The organism is Shewanella putrefaciens (genome assembly GCF_016406305.1).
Lineage (GTDB): Bacteria > Pseudomonadota > Gammaproteobacteria > Enterobacterales > Shewanellaceae > Shewanella > Shewanella putrefaciens_C.
Genome location: NZ_CP066369.1, coordinates 997,315 through 1,017,443 on the forward strand (window position 1 = coordinate 997,315; position 20,129 = coordinate 1,017,443).

The 20,129-nt window shown below is 46.6% G+C and carries 20 protein-coding genes and 1 pseudogene; 15 read left to right on the forward strand and 6 right to left on the reverse strand.

All coding sequences use genetic code 11. The features are described from left to right. Positions 1-17: 17 nt before the first annotated feature. From JFT56_RS04285 to JFT56_RS04295, 3 genes are all read left to right on the forward strand, one after another. Positions 18-977 carry a glucosaminidase domain-containing protein gene (locus tag JFT56_RS04285; protein WP_198782474.1) on the forward strand — a complete coding sequence of 320 codons (960 nt, stop codon included), beginning with the start codon at positions 18-20 and terminating at the stop codon, positions 975-977. A 216-nt stretch (positions 978-1,193) separates the two neighbouring features. Beyond that, the gene (locus JFT56_RS04290; protein WP_198782475.1) at positions 1,194-2,696 is read left to right on the forward strand and encodes a diguanylate cyclase domain-containing protein; all 1,503 of its coding nucleotides are present in this window, start codon (positions 1,194-1,196) and stop codon (positions 2,694-2,696) included. Positions 2,697-3,039: 343 nt separating this feature from the next. Beyond that, positions 3,040-3,261 carry a hypothetical protein gene (locus JFT56_RS04295; protein ID WP_007645213.1) on the forward strand — a complete coding sequence of 74 codons (222 nt, stop codon included), beginning with the start codon at positions 3,040-3,042 and terminating at the stop codon, positions 3,259-3,261. 209 nt (positions 3,262-3,470) lie between these two features. Here the strand turns inward: JFT56_RS04295 and JFT56_RS04300 are convergent, their stop codons facing one another. The 4 genes and pseudogenes from JFT56_RS04300 to pyrC all read right to left on the reverse strand — a co-directional run bounded on the left by JFT56_RS04300 (position 3,471) and on the right by pyrC (position 5,968). Beyond that, complete coding sequence (locus JFT56_RS04300; RefSeq protein WP_198782476.1) at positions 3,471-3,983, reverse strand: hypothetical protein; 513 nt, start codon at positions 3,981-3,983, stop codon at positions 3,471-3,473. A 259-nt stretch (positions 3,984-4,242) separates the two neighbouring features. After that, positions 4,243-4,536 (reverse strand): DUF3144 domain-containing protein, encoded by a 294-nt coding sequence (locus JFT56_RS04305; protein WP_198782477.1) that lies wholly within the window; start codon positions 4,534-4,536, stop codon positions 4,243-4,245. A 183-nt stretch (positions 4,537-4,719) separates the two neighbouring features. Then, positions 4,720-4,806 (reverse strand): annotated as a pseudogene (locus JFT56_RS20080) (steroid delta-isomerase); the annotation flags it as partial. A gap of 130 nt (positions 4,807-4,936) precedes the next feature. Then, positions 4,937-5,968 (reverse strand): dihydroorotase, encoded by a 1,032-nt coding sequence (gene pyrC / locus JFT56_RS04310; protein ID WP_198782478.1) that lies wholly within the window; start codon positions 5,966-5,968, stop codon positions 4,937-4,939. Between the two features lie 334 nt (positions 5,969-6,302). Between pyrC and JFT56_RS04315 the strand changes: the two genes are divergently transcribed. The 10 genes from JFT56_RS04315 to JFT56_RS04360 all read left to right on the forward strand — a co-directional run bounded on the left by JFT56_RS04315 (position 6,303) and on the right by JFT56_RS04360 (position 16,517). Continuing rightward, positions 6,303-7,565, forward strand: a complete 1,263-nt coding sequence (locus tag JFT56_RS04315; protein WP_198782479.1) for an efflux RND transporter periplasmic adaptor subunit — start codon at positions 6,303-6,305, stop codon at positions 7,563-7,565. A 94-nt stretch (positions 7,566-7,659) separates the two neighbouring features. Beyond that, positions 7,660-7,923 (forward strand): hypothetical protein, encoded by a 264-nt coding sequence (locus JFT56_RS04320; protein ID WP_198782480.1) that lies wholly within the window; start codon positions 7,660-7,662, stop codon positions 7,921-7,923. A gap of 92 nt (positions 7,924-8,015) precedes the next feature. Beyond that, a complete protein-coding gene (locus tag JFT56_RS04325; RefSeq protein WP_198782481.1) occupies positions 8,016-8,756 on the forward strand; it encodes an ABC transporter ATP-binding protein in 741 nt (246 codons plus the stop codon). 11 nt (positions 8,757-8,767) lie between these two features. Continuing rightward, entirely contained in the window at positions 8,768-10,078 is a 1,311-nt protein-coding gene (locus JFT56_RS04330; RefSeq protein ID WP_198782482.1) for an ABC transporter permease, read from the forward strand. Between the two features lie 10 nt (positions 10,079-10,088). Next, positions 10,089-11,288, forward strand: coding sequence for an FtsX-like permease family protein (locus JFT56_RS04335; protein ID WP_198782483.1), 1,200 nt, complete (start codon positions 10,089-10,091; stop codon positions 11,286-11,288). Between the two features lie 124 nt (positions 11,289-11,412). Further along, positions 11,413-12,894 carry a sigma-54-dependent transcriptional regulator gene (locus tag JFT56_RS04340; protein ID WP_198782485.1) on the forward strand — a complete coding sequence of 494 codons (1,482 nt, stop codon included), beginning with the start codon at positions 11,413-11,415 and terminating at the stop codon, positions 12,892-12,894. A gap of 52 nt (positions 12,895-12,946) precedes the next feature. Continuing rightward, entirely contained in the window at positions 12,947-14,635 is a 1,689-nt protein-coding gene (locus JFT56_RS04345) for a sensor histidine kinase (RefSeq protein WP_198782486.1), read from the forward strand. 259 nt (positions 14,636-14,894) lie between these two features. Further along, positions 14,895-15,305, forward strand: a complete 411-nt coding sequence (locus tag JFT56_RS04350; RefSeq protein WP_198782487.1) for a curli production assembly/transport protein CsgE — start codon at positions 14,895-14,897, stop codon at positions 15,303-15,305. 10 nt (positions 15,306-15,315) lie between these two features. Further along, on the forward strand, positions 15,316-15,711 hold the full coding sequence (locus tag JFT56_RS04355; protein WP_198782488.1) for a curli assembly protein CsgF: 396 nt from the start codon (positions 15,316-15,318) through the stop codon (positions 15,709-15,711). Further along, positions 15,711-16,517: a CsgG/HfaB family protein gene (locus JFT56_RS04360; RefSeq protein WP_198782489.1), complete on the forward strand. Its 807-nt coding sequence runs from the start codon at positions 15,711-15,713 to the stop codon at positions 16,515-16,517. Before JFT56_RS04355 ends, JFT56_RS04360 begins: the two co-directional genes overlap by 1 nt. Before the next feature lie 21 nt (positions 16,518-16,538). Here the strand turns inward: JFT56_RS04360 and JFT56_RS04365 are convergent, their stop codons facing one another. Then, positions 16,539-17,147: a TetR/AcrR family transcriptional regulator gene (locus tag JFT56_RS04365; RefSeq protein WP_198782490.1), complete on the reverse strand. Its 609-nt coding sequence runs from the start codon at positions 17,145-17,147 to the stop codon at positions 16,539-16,541. Positions 17,148-17,418: 271 nt separating this feature from the next. Then, positions 17,419-18,843 carry a coniferyl aldehyde dehydrogenase gene (locus tag JFT56_RS04370; RefSeq protein WP_198782491.1) on the reverse strand — a complete coding sequence of 475 codons (1,425 nt, stop codon included), beginning with the start codon at positions 18,841-18,843 and terminating at the stop codon, positions 17,419-17,421. Between the two features lie 212 nt (positions 18,844-19,055). Here JFT56_RS04370 and JFT56_RS04375 point away from each other — a divergent pair, with 212 nt between their 5' ends. Further along, complete coding sequence (locus tag JFT56_RS04375; RefSeq protein ID WP_198782492.1) at positions 19,056-19,439, forward strand: STAS/SEC14 domain-containing protein; 384 nt, start codon at positions 19,056-19,058, stop codon at positions 19,437-19,439. Positions 19,440-19,539: 100 nt separating this feature from the next. Next, a complete protein-coding gene (locus tag JFT56_RS04380; protein ID WP_198782493.1) occupies positions 19,540-19,971 on the forward strand; it encodes a universal stress protein in 432 nt (143 codons plus the stop codon). Positions 19,972-20,129: the final 158 nt, after the last annotated feature.

Sequence of the window (20,129 nt, forward strand, 5' to 3'; positions counted from 1 at the left end):
TCAGTTAGAGATATACCATGTTCATAAAGCTTAAGCCTTTTTTAGCGCTGTCCGTACTCCTTGTTTTGTCTGCATTAGACCCTCTGGCGTATGCGCAAGAGGCGCAGGTTAACAAGCTGATTTCAAATGACATATTATTTGATATGGCTGAGTCTAAACCTTTGCATCTCAATATCAGTTCTCTTGATGAACTTATGCTTCTATTTGATTCACTCAATTACACGCCTGAAAATTTCCATCGAGGCAATAAATCGATACCTAGGTTGACCTTTGATGCCGTGGGACAAGGCTGGAGTTCAGTGTCAAGTCAGATCCCTGTGAAGCAAAAGAAAATGGTGTTTTTTAGATTGATGACGCCCTTAGTGCTATTGGCGAATGAGAAAATTCTGCAAGAAAGGCAAGTTATTATGTCGGCTTCCCTTGATAACATTGAATTAATCGCCTTAGGGATAAAGTACAAAGTCATAGGCAGTGCCGATAGATCGCTATCAGAATCCCAAAGACAAATGCTGCTTGAAAGGGTGGATATACTACCGCCATCTTTAGTGTTAGCCCAAGCGGCAAAGGAGAGTGGCTGGGGCACATCTCGTTTTACCCTTGAAGGTAATGCATTGTTTGGCCAGTGGGATTTTAACGGAAATGGCATGGAGCCTAAGCAAAAACGACCTGGTTTAGGCCGTTATGGTCTAGCGCGATTCGAGACACCTTTGGCATCCGTTGAAGGATATTTGTTTAATTTAAATACCCATAATGCTTATCAAAAGTTGCGCACACTGCGTGCCCAATCAAGGCAAGCGAAACAAGCTGTGACAGGCGCAGCACTCGCTGGCACGTTAGACCGCTATTCTGAGCGTGGGCATGCCTATGTTGAGGCGATTCGGCAGATGATCCGCACCAATAAGTTGTATTTGGCAGATGAAGTTTATTTAAACGATGGTGCACCATTGCATTTATTAACACGTCCCAGTCAAATCTAAAGGGGGGCTTTAGCGTAAAAGCCGTTATTTAGCACTTTTCAGTTATTATTTAAATTTTGGCCTAATCACCATTAATACAAGTGTTGGCAAGTGTGTTAATTGTGTTTAATTATTGAGGCGATTTAAACGGGTCGAACAGATAGTTTGATAGTCGTCAATAAATGAAATTGTAGAAAGCAGTAAAATGATTACATGTATTTAGGCTAAGAGTAATCAATGCGACAGACGAATATATCACTGCTTAAACAAAATTATTTGCTTACTAAGATGTTCTTTTTTGCTGGTATTGGTATTGTCATTCTTACCTTAATTATGGCTATACTGAATTACCATAATTATGTGCGTTTGAGAGTTGCTGGTTATGAGGAAATACTGAATGTATTGGAAAGCACTTATGTGTATGAGCTTGTAAAGGAAAATGAGCAACAACATTCAGTATTGATTTCATTACTTGATAAAGATGCTATTCAACGTGGAGAGTCGGTTTATAATTCATCCTGGTCAATCGCCCATAAAATAAAAATGGAAGAGGATCACTATATTTATTTCTATAATGCTATTAATGGAAATATAGATAGCTATCCCTACTGGGAACGGGGGGATGATTTTGATCCAACCACTCGCCCTTGGTATACAGTGATACAGCAAGAACATAACAATCCTATGTGGGTTGGACCGTACGAAGAGTATAACAGTCAGGATCTTGTGCTAAGTTTAGGGCAGAAGGTTATCGCTGATAATGGTGACGTGCTCGGTGTAATGCTAGTCGATATGTCACTTGAAAGCTTAGGGAAAGTATTAAAACGAATGTCTAGTAGCTTAGATATATCGGTATTTATTCGTGACAGGCATAGCCATGAAATGCTTTCAGTCGTTAATCAAGAATTGTTAAAGATTGATAGACTTAAATCAGAACAAAATTATGGCAGTTTTCATGGTTTGATTGATGGTGCTTTATTCATTAAAGAGTTGACTTATGTTGATTGGGATATTGGTATTTACGTCCCATCATCAAGATTTAGAAAGGCGTTACTCACACAGTTAATTATACTCATATTACCGGTTGGTGCCTTTTGTGTCGTTGTTGCTATGGGGATCCGTTCATTGGTTAAAATATTTCGTCAAGAATTGATGCTTGTTGAAATGGAAATAGAACAACTAAATAATGAAACTATCAACAGGAATTCTATTGATTCGGCTTGGTTTGTTGATCACAGTCTGGATAAAATAAAAAGCCAATGTGCGAATCAACGCCTTAAACTTAGGCAAGATCCGTTAACGGGTATTGGTAATCGCCTAGTTTTTGATGAAGACATGAAGCAATGGGCATTAGGTATACAAAGTTATGCCTTGGTTTTAATCGATGTAGATAAGTTCAAATTGATAAACGATAACTTTGGTCACCAGTTTGGTGATTCTGTTCTACGTCGCGTTGCAGAGGCGCTGGCATTGATCTTTGGACGTGAACGGGTATATCGATTCGGTGGCGATGAGTTTGCGTGTTTATTGGCCGTTAATGAACAGACTGAACTGATAAACCATCTAGAGCATTTATTGGAATATATCCGGCAGCAGCACTGGCGTGAAAAGGCATGCAAAGTCACTTTAAGTATTGGGGTGGCATTTGGACCTAAAGAACCAAAACAACTATTTGAAGCCGCGGATACGGCGCTATACCACAGTAAAAATGCAGGCCGGGATTGTTGGCATATAGGTTAAACCTCTGGTGAGTTTAATGCCGTAGTAGGAACGTCAAAAAATAAAATAGCTGATTTTTTCGCCAGTTTTCTGGCGTTACTTAAGCCATACATGATTTATTGGCGCCCATTAAACTCCGTCAAATAAGGTTGCTTTTAGCGTCTTTAGTATTGATTTTTGGCGTCTTGAATACGGATTCGTTTTGAAACTGCTAAAGTGATGATGTATAAGGATTTTGCTTTATTCTATCCTATTGAAATCAGTTGGTTATTTGACGATTTTAAGCCAGTAAATTGACAGTTTTCTTTACTAAAAACCTCAGCTATAGTCACGTGGTTGATACACTTGTTGAGGTTTAGAAATCATGTTACGTCCGCTGATCTTCGGTTTAGTTGCTTCTGCATCTTGGTTTATTTACCAAGATGTTTCTGCTTACTTTGGCGTTGAAACCATTGATAAGTCATTTATTGCAACCGTGCAGCATAAGGTTGAAGAGCGAAAAGCTAAGGCTGCCCGTGAGCAGTATGCCCAGCAAGCAAAGATAAATGTGGTAGATTGCAGTATCACAAAGACATGTACTAACTGAGTCGTATCGCTAAGCCTTAAAGAGACCAAGTGATTTTAAGAGGCTAAGTGATTTCGTGGTCGCTTTTTAGGAGCCCTAGGATCAGGGGGCTTTAGAACGGTGGCACACTTAGGTTGCTTTTGTTTAAAAAGGCACAGCGTTTAAAAGGCATAGGTCAGTCTACCTTAAGGGAACCTATGCCCAATTCCATGGAAACAATAATAGCGGCATTATTGTACCGTATAGCCTTTGCCAGTTAAGCAGGCGGCGTTGGCTTTTTCAAATTCGGCGGCAGATGCCGTTGGGGCGGCGGCAGGCGCTGGTGCAGTTTGTGGTTGTTGCGCCTCAGTCTCTGTCGCATTTCTCTCGGCGCGGCGATTACTCGATCTTTGTCCTACCAGCCCAACGACGGCCCCCGCAGCGGCGGCGTCACTCTTATCGTTATCCGTAATGGCCGCGACACCAGATGCGATGGCAGCTCCCTTAAGCGCGCCACCCCTTTGTTTTTCCGTCGTTGCTGCTGTTGATTCTGTGGTTACGGGTGCCGGGGTCGCTGGTGCAGCCGCTGTCGCCGTAGCGGGATCGTAACCTGTTTGTGCGGTTGCCCAAGCAATACAAGCTGCTTCATCTGCTTTTTGTGTTTCTGGTGTTTGCCCTTGTGCGGGGAAAACGTACTGAGCACCGTAGCAAATTGGGCTGAGAGTGACTGCAGCGATAACAGCGAAGGATAAAATGTGTTTCATTGTGCGCTCCTGAGTATTAATGGCTGATCATAAAAAGCTAGATTAAGCCATTTGACAGATCGATATAGTGAACTAATGCAATGAGTTTAGTCGTTTTAGGCTAATGTCGGTAAAAATTTGGTCAGCCGAAGGGAGAAGATCTTAAGGGAAGCGAAGCCTCAGACGGTCGCTAGGAGGCTGTTCAACATTCTGTGTTAGGCTCAGGATTGCAAATCAAACACCCCGAAAATATTTGATTATCGGGGTGTTTTTTTGGTCGTTACTTCTGTGTTGCGCGGTAGTGGTCGAAGTTCTCGATATAATCTTCCAGATGGGTGTCGAGCATCTCTTTATAGCGCTCCATATAATAGTCCATCATTTCCTGCTTTTTGGCCTGCATTTGCTCCTTGGTTTCAAAACTGGTGGAGCCAAACCAAGCGTTGTAGCGGGCGAGGGCCCACATAAAGGAAGCGCTGACCTCACCGGTTTGGATCTCTGTGTTCTGGTTCTGCTGGTTCGCGAGCTTAATCAACTCAGTGGCGCGGGCGTAAAAGGCTTGTTCGTTATCAGACATTAGCAATTCCTGTTGTTGGGCAAAGTGGTTATAAAAAGGAGCGTTGTGCTTTCGCCCTTTGGGTTATTAGCAGTTACCCTAAGATATTTTACGGCTAAGGGACAGTCGCCTATCTCACAGAATGCGTTGATATCACGCCAAAACAATGCGACGAAACTGAATTTGAGATAGGTGTAACACTTTTCAGCGAGTAGCAAAACTCCACATGGTTTGGATGAGCCCGTCAGACACCTCAAAAACAACCATCACTTCAATCGGTTCATCCTTAATGCTTTATACAACGTCTTAATTCCAGCAGAGAGCTGTGTACTAGGGAGGTTAAAAATAAAGCCGCAGATGCGGCTTTAGGGTAGTTGTGCTGATTTAGAACTGGCTAGAGAAATTTGGTTTACTCAATTACTTATTTAACTTGCCAATCAATCACTTCACCTGCACGGATCGGCACAACGCTCGTGTCGCCCAGCGGGTAAGTTGCAGGGACATTCCATGGGGTTTTCACTAGCGTGATGGTATCGCTATTGCGTGGCAGACTGTAAAAATCTGGGCCGTTAAAGCTTGCGAATGCTTCGAGTTTATCCAGCGCATTCACCGACTCAAACGCTTCGGCATAGAGCTCAATCGCCGCGTGGGCCGTGTAGGAACCCGCGCAGCCACAGGCGGCTTCTTTCTTATCTTTAGCGTGGGGCGCCGAATCTGTACCGAGGAAAAACTTCTTGCTACCGCTTGCTGCGGCGGCTAATAACGCTTGCTGATGGGTGTTGCGTTTTAAAATCGGCAGGCAGTAAAAATGTGGGCGAATACCGCCAGCCAGCATGTGGTTGCGGTTATACAGCAAATGGTGGGCCGTAATAGTTGCTGCCACATTATCAGAGGCTTGGGTGACAAAATCGACCGCATCTTTAGTGGTGATATGTTCAAGCACGATTTTAAGCGCTGGGAAATCGGCGACGATTTTGCTTAAGATATTTTCGATAAAGACGCGCTCGCGGTCGAAAATATCAATCGCAGAATCTGTGACTTCACCGTGGACTAAAAACAGCATGCCGACTTCTTGCATGGCTTCGAGGGCGGGGTAGATGTTCTTCAAATCGGTTACGCCGGAATCCGAGTTGGTCGTCGCGCCCGCTGGGTAGAGTTTAGCCGCGACAATTTTACCCGAGGCTTTGGCCTTGCGGATTTCATCAGGGCTCGTTTTGTCGGTTAAATACAACACCATCAAAGGTTCAAACTGTGAGCCAGCGGGCACCTGCGCTTTAATGCGGTCGTAATAGGTTAGCGCGGTTTCGGTATCGATAGCGGGTGGCACTAAGTTTGGCATCACGATAGCGCGGCCCATATAGCGGCTGATATCGCGCACTGTATCTTTAAGTTGGGCGCCATCCCTTAAATGAATATGCCAGTCGTCTGGGCGAGTGATTGTAATTGTAGTCATAGGCTTTTCTTCTGATCGTTTTTGCTGCGAGGGTGGCGGGATCTTATGTGGCAGGGATTTTACTGTAAAGGGAAACTCGACGGTTTGGCGAATAAATCTAGTGCTAGGAACCACATTCCTCAATCGGACACTTTTTAGTAAACAGCAGCGGACACTTTTGAGGTTAAGCCCCAGTGTCCGCGGACACTTTGTCGTTTTAAATCTATTAATTCATTTAAAAACAAATGGTTAATTAGTTTGGCATAGGCTTTGCTATTTTCATCACATAGATTTCCAATAGTGTCCGCTTAATCTTGCTGGCACTGATGATCCAGACAGGGAAGCGAGTAACAGTATGATTAAAGATACCAGCGGCCAAGATACCCTCCTTGTGCCATCGACCACTAAACGTCTCAAATCTCCCATGATTATTGCGGGCTGCACTTTATTGGTGAGTGCCTTAGTGTGGGCAAGTTTTGGCACTGATAACGTGAGTAAATCCTTAAATCGTCGCGATATCACAACCGCCACTTTATATGTGGGAACCCTCACTCGCGATGTGGCGACCACAGGTAAAATTGTAGCGGCCAATGCGCCGATTTTGTATAGCACAGAGGAAGGCACAGTGACGCTGCTGAGTAATCCTGGCGATACGGTCAATAAAGGAGATGTGGTCGCTAAACTCGATAGCCCAAGACTCAGTAATCAGTTAGAGCAGGCTAAGTCAGTATTAGCCAGTATGGAGAGTGCATTAGAGCGCGCTAAGTTGGATGCCAGACGTGACCAGTTGCAGGCGTATCAAACCTTAGATATGGCAACGGTCGACCTTGAGGCTGCCGATAGGGAGAGCCGCCGCGGTGAGTTGCTTATTCAAAGCCAGCTGATTGGCCAGATTGACTATGAGAAGGGCAAAGATGATTTACACAAGGCTAAGCTTAAGTTTGCCCATGCCCAGCAGGAAGTCGCACTCACCAAAGATACGCTCACCTTTGAAATCAAAAACAAAGCGTTAGAAGTCGAGCGCCAAAGTCTTGCGGTGCAAGAGCTCGAGCGTCAGGTCGACGCCTTGAATATCAAGGCTCCCGTTGCTGGCATTATCGGCAACTGGCTCACCGAGCAAAAAACGCGTTTGAGCGCCAACCAACCTATTTTAACCGTCGTCGATTTAAGCGCCTATGAGGCCGAACTTGCCGTGCCAGAGTCCTACGCCGACGATTTGGGTTTAGGCATGGAAGTCGAGCTGAGTTTCGGCAGCGTGAAGCTAATGGGTAAGTTATCGTCCATTTCCCCCGAAGTGCGTAATCGTGAAGTGACCGCCCGGGTGCAGTTTGAACAAAGCGACAGCTTAAAATTGCGTCAGAACCAACGTATCTCGGCCCGGGTATTGTTAGAGCACAGACCTAATGTGCTGATGGTCAAACGTGGTGACTTTATGACCAGCGGCGGTGGCAATGAGGTTTACCAAATAGAGGGTGACTTAGCCAGTCGACGCACTATCAAACTCGGCAGCACTAGCCTGAGTCAAGTCGAAGTACTCGATGGCGGCAAAGCCGGCGATGAGTGGGTCATTTCAAGCACTAACCCTTTCAATAATGCCGAACAGGTCAGAATCCATTGATAACTGGCCCAGCCAACACCCAATTAAGGGATTTAACACCGCAGTGGCTAACGCCAATGGCGAGCAATACTGCGATAGGAAATAGGAGCTAGATATGCGCAATCAAGACTTTGATATTCGTGAGTTGATGTCATCAAAAATGTGCGGCGTGTTGGCCTTAGTGTTACTTGTGATAGCGGTAGAACTCGGTATCGGTGAGGCCAATAGCTGGTTTTTTCTTGGACTCAATTTATTGGAATGGACCAATCCTTTAGATGAGGTTCACCAAGTGGGTGAGGTTTCACTCGAGAGCGCCGACCTGATATTGGGCGCTTTTGTATGGCTTTTAGAGTCTGTTGTTGAGCCATTTTTTGGCTGATCCTGCGGCTACTGATCCTGCGACTAGGAATCGAGCCGTTTAGACGCAGAGTTAGATCGTAAAATTGATTTGATTATTTTAAGGAAATTAGCATGTTATCTATGAAGAGTGTGAACAAGGTTTTTAAAACGGATTTAGTCGAAACCCACGCCCTGCGCGATTTTAACCTCGACGTGAATGAAGGCGAATTTGTCGCGGTAACGGGTCCTTCTGGCTCAGGTAAAACGACGTTTTTAAATATCGCCGGTTTGCTCGAAGGCTTTACCCACGGCGAGTATTTTCTCGATGGGATTAATGTCTCTAACCTAAGCGATAACAAGAGCGCCGCTATCCGTAACGAGAAAATTGGCTTTATCTTCCAAGGTTTTAATTTAATTCCCGACCTTAATTTGGCTGAAAATATCGAAGTGCCGCTGCGCTACCGCGGTTTTAATGCCAAGGAACGCCAACGCCGCGTACAGCAGGCATTAGAACAAGTGGGCTTGGCCTCACGCCTCAAGCATTTTCCGACTCAGCTATCGGGTGGACAACAGCAAAGGGTGGCGATTGCCCGTGCATTGGCGGGTGAGCCACGCTTCCTGCTCGCCGACGAACCGACCGGGAACCTCGACAGCTTAATGGCGCGTCAAGTGATGGAATTACTTGAAAATATCAACCAAGCGGGCACGACCATTATCATGGTGACCCATGATCCAGAACTCGCTCGCCGCGCCCAGCGCAATATTCAAATTGTCGACGGCCAAGTGTGTGACTTTACTATGTATCAGCCCCGTGGCAGCGCACAAATTGCGACGACAGATCCACTAGACAAACTTGTCGCGAACGCTGACTAAGGATACGCATTATGTTTTTTTATTATGTTGATTTAGCCTGGCGCAGCATTAAGAAAACCCCAGTGTTGTCGCTGTTGATGGTGTTGGCGATTTCGATTGGTATTGGTATCACTATCACTACGTTAAACGTGTACAAGATGATGGCGTTTAACCCTGCGGGTGAGCGTTCTGATGAGTTGAATGCGGTGCAGCTTTGGAGCCAAGGGCCCGATTCTTGGGATGAGTTTCACTCGTTAGTGACTTACCAAGACGCGATGAATTTACGCAAAAATACCTTACCTAAACGCCAAGCTGTAATGTTTCGTTCTGGGATGGCGGTACAAACGGATGATGTTAATTTCGCCCCTATTTTAGAAAGCATTCGGGTGACGGACAGCGACTTTTTCAAGATGTTTGATGTGCCATTTTTATACGGCAACGTTTGGGATAAATCCGTCGATACTGAGCCTGCTTATCAAGTGGTGATTAACGATAATCTCAATCAAAAGCTGTTTGCGGGCCAAAACAGTGTCGGTAAAGTTATCTATCTTAATCGCAAGCCTTATCAAGTGGTTGGGGTGATAAAAAACTGGGATCCCAAGCCTAAATACTACGATCCCACCAATGGTGCTTTTAACGATACTGAACAAATTTTTGTGCCGTTTTCGCTAACGCCTATCGAAGAGTTTGATGTGTGGGGTAACACCTCTGGTTGGAAGTTTGAGTCGGCGAATAGTTACAGCGAGCGGCTTAACTCTGAAAAAGTGTGGTTGTTGTATTGGGTTGATTTGCCAAATAAAGAGGCTGTGGCCAGCTATCGTACTTGGCTGAGCAATTATGTGGCTGAACAAAAAGCCCTGGGGCGTTTTACCGATAATAAATCCGCCGCCGACTCAGTCAAAATCTCCGATGTGGCGACCTGGCTTGAATACAATAATGTAGTGCCCGAAGACAATAAAATCTTGGTTGGTTTGAGCGTACTGTTTTTAAGTGTTTGTTTAGTAAATATATTAGGTTTAATGCTGACTAAGTTTCTCAAGCGCGCACCCGAAGTGGGAGTCCGCCGTGCCATTGGTGCTAGCCGCGGCCAAATCTTCGCTCAGTATATGGTGGAAGTGGGCATGATTGGCTTATTGGGTGGCTTGCTGGGACTGGTTTGGGCCTACGCCTCTCTTTACGGCTTATCGGCTCAGTTTAATGTTGCCAAGGGCTTAACCCATTTATCGCCAAGTATGTGGATTATCACCCCGAGTATTGCGGTTGGCACAGCGTTGTTGGCTGGCCTGTACCCAGCATGGGTAGTGTGTCGTACTAAACCTAGCGTTTATCTAAAAAGCCAGTAAGGGACTCATTATGTTGCATATTAAACCTATTTTTAGCAGTTTATTGCGCAGTAAAAGCGGCCCAATCCTACTGCTTATTCAGATTATTCTATCCGTGGCGATAGTGGCGAATGCGAGTTTTATTATTCAGGAACGTTTAGCCCTGATGCAGCGTGATTCGGGGATTAAAGAGTCAGAAGTCTTAACCCTTAGCTTGTACAATTTCGATTCTTCGATTGATAAAACCGCGCAAAATAAAATTGATCAGCAAATTTTACGGGGTTTACCCAATGTGATTGCTGCGACCTCAACCAACATGTTGCCGTTGAGCGGTGGTGGCTGGTCTAGCACGTTAAACCTAGGCCCAGATCCGGATAGCGCTAAGTCGACACCGCAATTTGCCATGTATTTAGGGACAGATCACACCATTGAGACCTTAGGCCTTAAGTTGATTGAGGGGCGTAACTTTTATCCCCATGAACTTAAAGACAATCTCGATAGCCCGAGTCGATTAGCCATCATCTCCAGCGCGTTAGCTAAGGCCGTTTGGCCTGATGAATCAGCACTGGGCAAAGTGTTGTACGAGGGTAAGGATGCGCAGATCACTGTGATTGGCGTAGTCGATAAACTGCAAGGCGCGTGGATTGACAGTTCTGATCTTGAAAACAGCATTATCCAAAATGTGGATTATGGTGGCAGTTCGTATATGGTGCGCGCTAAACCTGAGCACCATGCGGAGCTGAAAACGGCGATAACGGCGGCGCTACTGGCTGAAAATCCTAATCGAGTGCTCGACCGATTTAAGTCAATCGAGGCTTTAAAGGAGAGTTCCTACCGCGACCATCAACTGATGATCACAGTGTTGACTATGATGGTGGTGTTGCTGCTGCTTATCACCTCCCTCGGCTTAACGGGTATGGTGATGTTTAATATCCAGCGCCGCACTAAGCAGATAGGCACTCGCCGGGCACTGGGGGCCAAAAAGCGCGATATTATCAGTTACTTCCTCGTAGAGAATTACCTGATTTGCTTCGCGGGAGGCGTGCTGGGCGGCTTGTTAGCGATACAGCTAGGGCAACAGTTAATGAAAATTTATAGCTTACCTATGTTGGCGTTAAGTTATCCAATATTGACTGTGGCAGGCTTATTTGTGGTGACCACGCTGGCGGTTTACTTACCGGCGCGCAAGGCGGCAAATATTTCGCCGGCGACCGCAACCCGCAGCGTATAGCGGCAAATTGAGCGTCACTCAAACTAGGATGAAAGTAGGATAAAAGTGCGATAACAATAGGATGTTATTGCACTTTTTGTTACTTTACGGTTAACGGATTTTACTTAGGATAGAACGCATACTTATGGATACCATCCTTATCGTCGATGACAATCATGCCATCTGCCAAGCCTTAGCTTTGATGCTAGAGCTTAATGATTATCGGGTGTTGACTTGCCACAGCCCAGAGGATGCCCTTGGATTATTGGCGACTCAAGATGTGGATTTAGTGATCCAAGATATGAACTTTACCCGGGATACCACTTCGGGTGAGGAAGGTCGGCAGCTGTTTTACGCCCTGCGTGAACGCCAAGGGAATTTACCGATCATTTTAATGACGGCTTGGACCCAACTCGAAACCGCGGTTGAATTAGTCAAAGCGGGCGCAGCCGATTATATGGGCAAACCTTGGGATGACGCTAAGCTGCTCAATAGCATCAAAAATCTAATTTCACTCTATAAACTCTCCCGCGCTAACCACCGTTTAGAGCGGGTTAATCATCAACGCCAAGTGGCGATCGCCGATGCGGATCTCTGTGGAATTGTCTTTGGCAGCGGCGCTATGCAGCGTTGTATTGATTTAGCCCTGCAACTGGCGCGCTCCGATGTGTCGGTATTGATCACCGGCCCCAATGGTGCGGGTAAAGATAAACTTGCCGATATTCTCCACGCTAATTCGCCCTTAAAAAACAAGCCCTTTATCAAGGTCAATGTCGGTGCCTTGCCTATGGATTTGTTAGAGGCCGAGTTGTTTGGGGCCGAGGCGGGGGCTTTTACCGGCGCGACCAAGGCGCGTATTGGCCGCTTCGAAGCGGCCGACGGCGGCACACTGTTTTTAGATGAAATCGGTAATTTACCCCTATCTGGCCAAGTGAAGTTATTGCGAGTGCTACAAACCGGCGAGTTTGAGCGTTTAGGTAGCCATAAAACTCAAAAAGTGAAAGTGCGGGTGATCAGCGCGACCAATGCCGACTTAGCCCAAGATATCGCCGAAGGGCGTTTTCGTGAGGATTTATTCTACCGCTTAAATGTGATTGAGCTAGCCTTGCCGCCGCTCAATCAACGCACCGATGATATCTTGCCCTTAGTACAACATTTTGTTGGACCTAAGTTTAACCTGAGTAAACCCGCACAGCAGGCGCTGTTGCAGCACCGTTGGCCAGGCAATGTGCGCGAGCTTGAAAACGCCTGCAAGCGAGCCGTATTGTTGGCGCAAAGCCATGTGTTGACTGAAACTGACTTTGGTTTGGCAGCGTTTGTGAACGGGGTAAGATCGGCGACGTCCCATATTGCGGCCGCATCTGAGCCGCGACGTTTCGAACAAGCACAGTTTGTTCCTCAGCCCGTTTATGCATCGGTTTCGACTCCCGCGAATGCCGCATTTTCTGATGACGCTGCCCGTGCCCAAGGGCTATCCACCCATGAGGCGTTAGAGGTGAGCCGAGAAGATATCGAAGCGGCGCTCAAACAGTATCATGGCGTGATTGCCAGAGTCGCAAAAGCGCTGGGACTCAGTCGTCAGGCGTTGTATCGACGCATGGATAAGTTTGGGTTAGATAAGTCATAGGCTAAGCGCTGGTGCTAGGGTATAAGTACAGGCTATCGATTAAGGAATGTGAGTGTTAATTCGAACTAAACTTATCATTTATTCAATGGCTTGCTGCGCCTTTGGCGTCTTGCTTAGCTTTGCCTTGGTGAAATATTTATCACCCGAGGCACCGGTTGCCTCCACGCCTCGCGTGATTGAAATCCCTGATGTGAATGTGCAGCTCGACTTTGCAGAGCTGGAAAATACCGCCGCTTCCATCGAACTTGCCCTTAAAAATACCGAACAACTGCAGTTGGCGGCGGCGATGCAAGCGCGCCAGAGGGCCGAGCAAATTAAGGCTGAACTGCAAAAGCTCGAACAACTTAAACAAGAGCAATTGCAGATAAAACTCTTCAAGTTAGAACAGCTTAAAGAAGGGCCGTTTAATTCACTCCCTCATATTGTCGAGCCTTTACGTGTCGAGCCGCTATCCATTTTACCGCCTAAAGCCCCCGTATCTACTGTGGCGCCCGTCGAGATCCCACAGGACAAGCGTGTCTCGAGTTTGACCTTAGGGGAAGGTGTGATGGTGTTACTGCTCGCCTGCGGTGTTTGTGGTCTTAGTATCGCTTGGTTAACGCGGCATATTGGTCGCAGCTTGGACTCACTTGAAATAGGTCTGCTGAACTTTAGTGATAATGATTTTAGCGTGAGTATTCCAGAGCATGGTGAAGGTCAGCTCCACACCTTAGCCCAGTTATTTAATCGTTCTGCGGCAAAATTGCGCCAGGAAAGGCAATACATTTACCAGCGGGAGTTATTGCTCGATAAAGTCATCCAAAGCTCCCCCAATGTGATGTTATTACTCAACGATCATCAAAAACTGATTTACGCTAACGATGCCGCGCGTCATCTATTTCATATTAAAGGAAAAATGGAGGGGCTAAGCCTAGATGAATTGCTGGTGGGTTTACCCGAAGAACTTGCCCTAGCCCTTAAGCATGAAAAGAGTGGCCTCTTTGCCATGGGTGAGGATGAAGTCGATACTTGGTATCTGAGTCGTGGTCAATTTTTACTGAATAACCAACAGCATAACTTAATCCTGCTCAAGCAGATGACCCGAGAACTCAATCGCCAAGAGGTGGCCGTGTGGAAGAAAGTGATCCGCATTATTAGCCATGAACTCAACAATTCGGTGGCGCCCATCGCTTCTATGGTCAACTCGGGGCGGCTGCTCACCAAAGAGATGGACAATCCTAAGCTTAAGCTGATTTTCGATACGATTGAGAATCGCACCAATCATTTAAGTCAGTTTATTTTCAATTATGCGCGCTTCGCTAAGTTGCCATTCCCCCAACGCAGCCGTGTGAATTGGGCGCAATTTACTAGCCAATTAACCCAGCATTATCCCTTTAAACTCACCCATGACTTACCCGAAGAGGATGGTTATTTCGACCGGGGACAGTTGGAGCAAGTGCTGTTAAATTTGCTGAAAAATGCCCATGAATCGGGTTCAAACCCCGAAGACGTCAGCCTGTCGATTCGGCTGCAAAGCTTAACCGATGGCGTCGGCTTTAGTATTAAGATTGAAGATCGTGGTACTGGCATGTCCGGTGAAGTGTTAGAGCAGGCACTATTGCCATTTTACTCGACAAAACAATCGGGTACTGGATTAGGCTTACCCCTTTGCCGGGAGATTATCGAGGCACACGATGGCAGTATTAGCATGCATAATCGTAGTGGTGGCGGGCTTTCAGTGCAGTTATGGCTACCGCAATAATCTAGTCGCAATATCCGAGTGTCTATTTATCCATTCGTTAAGGCATAACAACCTAGCGAACGTCCCCTAGCGTATTACCCAAATGGGCTATTTTGGCCTTTTTATCTTAGCTCTTCGGGCTAATTTTCCCCTAGGCATAATGACTAAGGATCTTTAACCCTGTTAACCTGCGTTATCGAAAATGTGTGTAGGGATTGAGCCGTTTCTCCTAGCCTTCATTTTCAAATCAGGATGACCCAGGGGTTAAAGGGAGGGGCAAGTGAAATCCTTAAAACAGTGTTTACTGATCTGCATTTTATGCCCATTCCTGCTGTTGGCCTCTCCTAGCTCTTTTGCCGATAACGACATTGAAATTAGTGGTTTAGTGATAGATCGAACCTTGACTCGATTCGGTAAAGACTTTGGTTTTTATTACTCGAGTTACTGGCGTGATTTACCTTTTACCCAGGGCTTTAACGTGACCTTGTATGAGACTGTGTTTCCACAGGCGGGGACGGTTTTAACCTTGGAAGTGAACGGGACTCGGATCTACAGCACTCATTTTGGCCGCCGTGCAAACCCGATAAAAGAGAGTGCGGAGCAGGCGATTCTGCTGACGATTGATTATTTAGCTCAAGTGCGAGCCAATGCAATAACAGGTGATTTTTCAGGAACATCGGACGACTTTTAGGATAATAATAATGACTTACAGGACGTTACTTACCCTTGCCGCACTCTGTGTGGTAGGCAGTGGCCAAGCCACTGAGTTGATTTACACCCCAGTGAATCCCAGCTTTGGCGGTAATCCATTGAATGGCGCCTTCCTACTGAATAAAGCCCAAGCACAGAATGATAATCAAGCCAGCTCGACCGAGAAGGACTTTGTCACTCGTTTTAAAGAATCCCTAGAGCGTAACATTATCAACTCGATTACCCGAGGGGTTGCCGATGGTGAAATTACCGATGGGGTTTATGACACCGGTGATTTTCGCATCGAAGTCGCCTCGACGGGTAATGGTGTGATGCTGACGATCACCAACATCGAAACTGGGGAAGTCACAGTGATAGAAATGCCGACATTTGGGGGGGGAAACTAATGGCGCGCTTAGTGTTGATTGCCTCGCTGCTGTTAAGCATGTCGGCCTGTAGCTTGATCCCCAAGCCCGATCTCAATATCACCACCGCCGAGGTCAATCCGGTGAGCGAGGTTATGCGTGGGCTGCAAACCCAGCCTGGCCCTAAGTTCCCTATTCCTGTGGCCGTGTATTCCTTTCGCGATCAAACTGGTCAATATAAGCCACAGGCGAATGTGAGCTCATTCTCCACCGCAGTGACTCAGGGGGCGACATCTATGTTGATCCAGACGTTGCTCGATTCAAAATGGTTTACCCCGGTCGAGCGTGAAGGGTTACAGAATCTACTCACAGAGCGCAAGATAAGTAACAAGCAGAACGGGACTAAGGTAGATGAAGTGCCCGTGTTATCTACCGCAAGATTATTGCTTGAAGGCGGGATTATCAGTTATGAGACTAACACGAGTACGGGCGGCGCCGGCGTTGAATACTACGGTATTAGCGCATCGGAAATGTACCGCGAGGATCTGGTGACTATTTACCTGCGGGCCGTGGATGTGCACACGGGGAAAGTGATGATGTCAGTTTCAACCAGTAAGCGGGTCCTATCCCAGGAAATGCGCGCAGGATTATTCCGTTTCACCAGTTTAAACCGACTCGCCGAGGCCGAAGTGGGCTTCACGACAAATGAACCTGTACAATTTTGTGTATTGCAAGCCATTGAATTAGCAGTTGCTGAGCTGATTGATAAGGGCATTAAGCAAGGCTACTGGAGCCCAACCCAAATGGCGCAGCCAGCCGAAAAAGCACTGGAATTAAGCCAGAGCTAGCGTGCAAGAGTTCAGTTGGTTTTAATCCGCTCCCATCGCTTTCCAGAAGAGTTCAAAACTGGCATCGCGGTACACAGGGTTGGCGCCTAGGTGCGGGTTATCGATAAAGAAACGTGTTGCAGCTAGATATTGGCCATGGCAATTTTCTAACATTAATTCAATAGGATAATAGGCAATTAACCCCATCAATTGCCCCTGTTTTATCAGTTCGCTAATAAAGCCAAGGATGCTATTCATCGCCTGATCGCGCACCTTAGCGGCAATCATGGGCGACATAGAATATTGTTGAAAAAACAGCTGTTTGACTGGATTTTCCAGCGACCAATCAATGGCACTTTGCCATAGCTGATGGGCATTGTGTTTCAGATCCGTGCTTGTGGGTGTGTTTAACAGCAAGGCATCGGCAAACTCTTGTTTTATTGCTAGGAATAGGTATTCCATTAGGGCTTCTTTGGTGGGGAAGTGATGAAACAGGGTTCCCGTTGCCACCCCCGCAAGTTTAGCGATGGATGCGGTCGATGTACCATGAAACCCTTGGCTGACAAAGAGCGCCAAGGCGGTATCGAGTATCGCCTGTCGCTTATCCGTTATGGGTTTATTTATTTTTACTTTTAATGGGTTATCCGGCATTGGCTTTCTCACTATCGGCTGGTTTTTATTCTTAAATAGCCGTTTCGAATTGTGGGTGACTTTATAGGTCGAGCAGGGTGTCGCTAAGCAGGCCCTCTGCGCCATGGTGAGCATCGCATAGCGATATGCTGCGAACGAGAGCCATGGAGGGCGAACTGGCTTTTGTGTATGGATGCATTTGGCGCGGTGGAGCCCTCAGGGAAGAGTTCATGGCGTGCCTGCGTGCGATACCCTGCGATGTAGCATACTTAGGAGCAGTTATTTAGGTGGATTAACGCAGGAACAGTTTCATCAGCATACGTTGGATAAAAGTGCCATAGGGTGGATGCACAAATTTACCCGTGTTGAAGCGGCCACGGCTGAGCACAGTTTTGGCGTGGCTAAAGGTTAAGAAACCTTCCTTACCGTGGTAGTGCCCCATGCCCGATGGGCCTATGCCGCCAAAGGGCGCGTCATCCGCCGCCACATGGAACACGGTTTCGTTAATGCAAACGCCACCCGAGTGGGTCTGCTTGAGGATTTTTTGCTGGCTTGGCTCATCGAAACTCATCACATAGAGTGCTAAGGGTCTTGCCCTTTGGTTGATATATTCAATCGCCTCATCTAGCGAGTCATAACCGATAATGGGCAATAAGGGGCCGAATATTTCTTCTTGCATCAATAGCATATCTTCGCTGGTGTGGATGATTAACTGGGTAGCGAGCTTGCGATTAGTACTGTCTATGGTTTCATCCGTCGCCGAGATAATACTGGCTCCCTTGGCCTTAGCATCCTCTAGCACTGTCATCAGGCGATCAAATTGACGTGCATTAATAATGCTGCCGTAGTCCTTGTTGTGGTTAATTGCGCCGTACATGGCATTAAATTTAGCTTTGTAGGCGGCGATAAACTCATGCACTTTGGCTTTAGGGCATAGAACATAATCTGGGGCTACACAGATTTGTCCTGCATTCAAACACTTGCCATAAATCATTCGCTCAACTGCTATCTCAAGCGGCATATCGGGGGCGATAATGACTGGGGATTTTCCACCGAGTTCGAGTGTCACTGGGGTGAGATTATTGGCCGCGGCGCGCATCACATGGCGACCGACTGTGGTGGAGCCGGTAAAGAGTAAATGATCGAAGGGCAGGGCTGAAAATTGCGCGGCGACATCGGCTTCACCTTCGACCACAGCCACATGGGATGTTTCAAACACCTCGGCCAGTAATTGCGTTATCACCTTATTGGTTGCCGGGGTAAATTCTGACAATTTAAGCATGGCACGGTTGCCCGCTGCGATGGCGGTGACGAGCGGGCCAATTGACAGCATAACGGGGAAGTTCCACGGCACAATAATACCGACAACCCCCAGTGGCTGATAGTGCACTGTTACCCTTGCTGGGGCGAGCAAAATTCCCGCATGGCGCGCACTAGGTTTGAGCCATTTTTTGAGGTTTTTCAAACTGTAATTGATATTGTTGATCACAGGCATAATATCCGAGATCAGGCTGTCATCTTGGGATCTATGGCCGTAGTCTTGGCTCAATGCCGTCACTAGAGGGACTTGATATTTTAGTACCGCCGCTTTCAGTCGAGTTAATTGCCCATGGCGGGTGTCATAATCGGGATTGGGGTTCGTGAGGTAACTTAGGCGTTGATGCTGGAGTAACGCTGTGAGCGGCGAAACATTAGCAGAGTTGCTGGCCATATTCATTGTGGTTGCTCCAGATATCGGGGTGAGCGGCAAATAATATGCACAATTTAACTGTGTATCGGTTCAATGGATAAACCGACTGATTAGTCGGTTTATCCTAACTGGCTTAGTGAGTCAGTGCAAGCTATCTGGTGCATTTATGAACAAGATCACAACTTTTCAGGGGCTTAGCTTCTACACTTATGGAGTAATTTGTTAGACAAGGAGTATCTATGACATTGTTAAAACACGGAATTTCTATCGGTATCGAACGATATGGTGATGATGATTTTTTTGTTGCCTTTAAGGCCGTCGGAAAGTTAACCCATCAAGATTACGAGATGATGGTGCCAGTGCTAGAGTCCGCACTGGAAGGTGTGAAAGACCCTGATATTTATGCCCTAGTGGATGTGACTGAGCTCGATGGCTGGGAATTACAGGCAGCTTGGGATGATCTAAAATTAGGAGTGAAGCACGTTCGTCATTTTGAGAAAATTGCCATAGTCGGTAAGACAACCCTGCAGGAAGTCATGGCGAAATTGGCAAATTGGTTTACGCCCGCCGAGGTGAAGTTTTTTGTGGATAAAGGTGATGCGGTCGCTTGGTTAAAAGATTAGCGAATCCCTTTAATTGAGCCCCTTTACAGGGCTCTTTAACTGAATCCCTTAACAGCAAACAACTCGGCATTCCATTAGCGCCATAGAAGGAGTCAAGATTATGCGTACAGGTCAAATACTCTGGCCCACAGATTTCTCTGAAACTGCGGCCCATGCTCTGCGATATGCTATTGAAATGGCAAATCTATATCATGTAGGGCTAAAAATTTTACACGTGGTCGAACAACCTATGGGTGATGAGAATTTTATGATTTTATCTATCACCCCAGAGGAACTTGCTAAGAGTATGGAAGAGGCTGCTGCGACTAAGATGCAGGCGTTACTCGCGGGGCTGAAAACTGAACTGCCAATTACCACCTTGATCCGTCGGGGCGATCCCGTCGAGCAAATTTTGGAGGAGGCGAAGGGCAAAGATGTTGGTATGGTGGTGATTGCAAGCCACGGCCGTACCGGGCTTTCCCACTTTCTACACACTAATGTTGCCGAAGCGGTAGCAAACAGTGCGGCCTGCCCAGTGCTCGTTGTTAAATAAAACGAGTTTGTAGCGGATATCTTTTGTAGTGGATATCGATAGTATAAGGGCGCTAAAGCGCCCTTTGTTTTTGATTACTAAAGAATAACTAATCGATGCGTCCGAGTGGGAAACCTAGCTTACTGCTATAAAAGAGTGCTATTTTGTGCAAAATAGAC

Excerpts from the sequence above, each read along its gene's own strand:
- JFT56_RS04285 (WP_198782474.1), top strand. The coding sequence starts at position 18 with ATGTTCATAAAGCTTAAGCCTTTTTTAGCGCTGTCCGTACTCCTTGTT.
- JFT56_RS04290 (WP_198782475.1), top strand. The coding sequence starts at position 1,194 with ATGCGACAGACGAATATATCACTGCTTAAACAAAATTATTTGCTTACT.
- JFT56_RS04295 (WP_007645213.1), top strand. The coding sequence starts at position 3,040 with ATGTTACGTCCGCTGATCTTCGGTTTAGTTGCTTCTGCATCTTGGTTT.
- JFT56_RS04300 (WP_198782476.1), bottom strand. The coding sequence starts at position 3,983 with ATGAAACACATTTTATCCTTCGCTGTTATCGCTGCAGTCACTCTCAGC.
- JFT56_RS04305 (WP_198782477.1), bottom strand. The coding sequence starts at position 4,536 with ATGTCTGATAACGAACAAGCCTTTTACGCCCGCGCCACTGAGTTGATT.
- pyrC (WP_198782478.1), bottom strand. The coding sequence starts at position 5,968 with ATGACTACAATTACAATCACTCGCCCAGACGACTGGCATATTCATTTA.
- JFT56_RS04315 (WP_198782479.1), top strand. The coding sequence starts at position 6,303 with ATGATTAAAGATACCAGCGGCCAAGATACCCTCCTTGTGCCATCGACC.
- JFT56_RS04320 (WP_198782480.1), top strand. The coding sequence starts at position 7,660 with ATGCGCAATCAAGACTTTGATATTCGTGAGTTGATGTCATCAAAAATG.
- JFT56_RS04325 (WP_198782481.1), top strand. The coding sequence starts at position 8,016 with ATGTTATCTATGAAGAGTGTGAACAAGGTTTTTAAAACGGATTTAGTC.
- JFT56_RS04330 (WP_198782482.1), top strand. The coding sequence starts at position 8,768 with ATGTTTTTTTATTATGTTGATTTAGCCTGGCGCAGCATTAAGAAAACC.
- JFT56_RS04335 (WP_198782483.1), top strand. The coding sequence starts at position 10,089 with ATGTTGCATATTAAACCTATTTTTAGCAGTTTATTGCGCAGTAAAAGC.
- JFT56_RS04340 (WP_198782485.1), top strand. The coding sequence starts at position 11,413 with ATGGATACCATCCTTATCGTCGATGACAATCATGCCATCTGCCAAGCC.
- JFT56_RS04355 (WP_198782488.1), top strand. The coding sequence starts at position 15,316 with ATGACTTACAGGACGTTACTTACCCTTGCCGCACTCTGTGTGGTAGGC.
- JFT56_RS04360 (WP_198782489.1), top strand. The coding sequence starts at position 15,711 with ATGGCGCGCTTAGTGTTGATTGCCTCGCTGCTGTTAAGCATGTCGGCC.
- JFT56_RS04365 (WP_198782490.1), bottom strand. The coding sequence starts at position 17,147 with ATGCCGGATAACCCATTAAAAGTAAAAATAAATAAACCCATAACGGAT.
- JFT56_RS04370 (WP_198782491.1), bottom strand. The coding sequence starts at position 18,843 with ATGAATATGGCCAGCAACTCTGCTAATGTTTCGCCGCTCACAGCGTTA.
- JFT56_RS04375 (WP_198782492.1), top strand. The coding sequence starts at position 19,056 with ATGACATTGTTAAAACACGGAATTTCTATCGGTATCGAACGATATGGT.
- JFT56_RS04380 (WP_198782493.1), top strand. The coding sequence starts at position 19,540 with ATGCGTACAGGTCAAATACTCTGGCCCACAGATTTCTCTGAAACTGCG.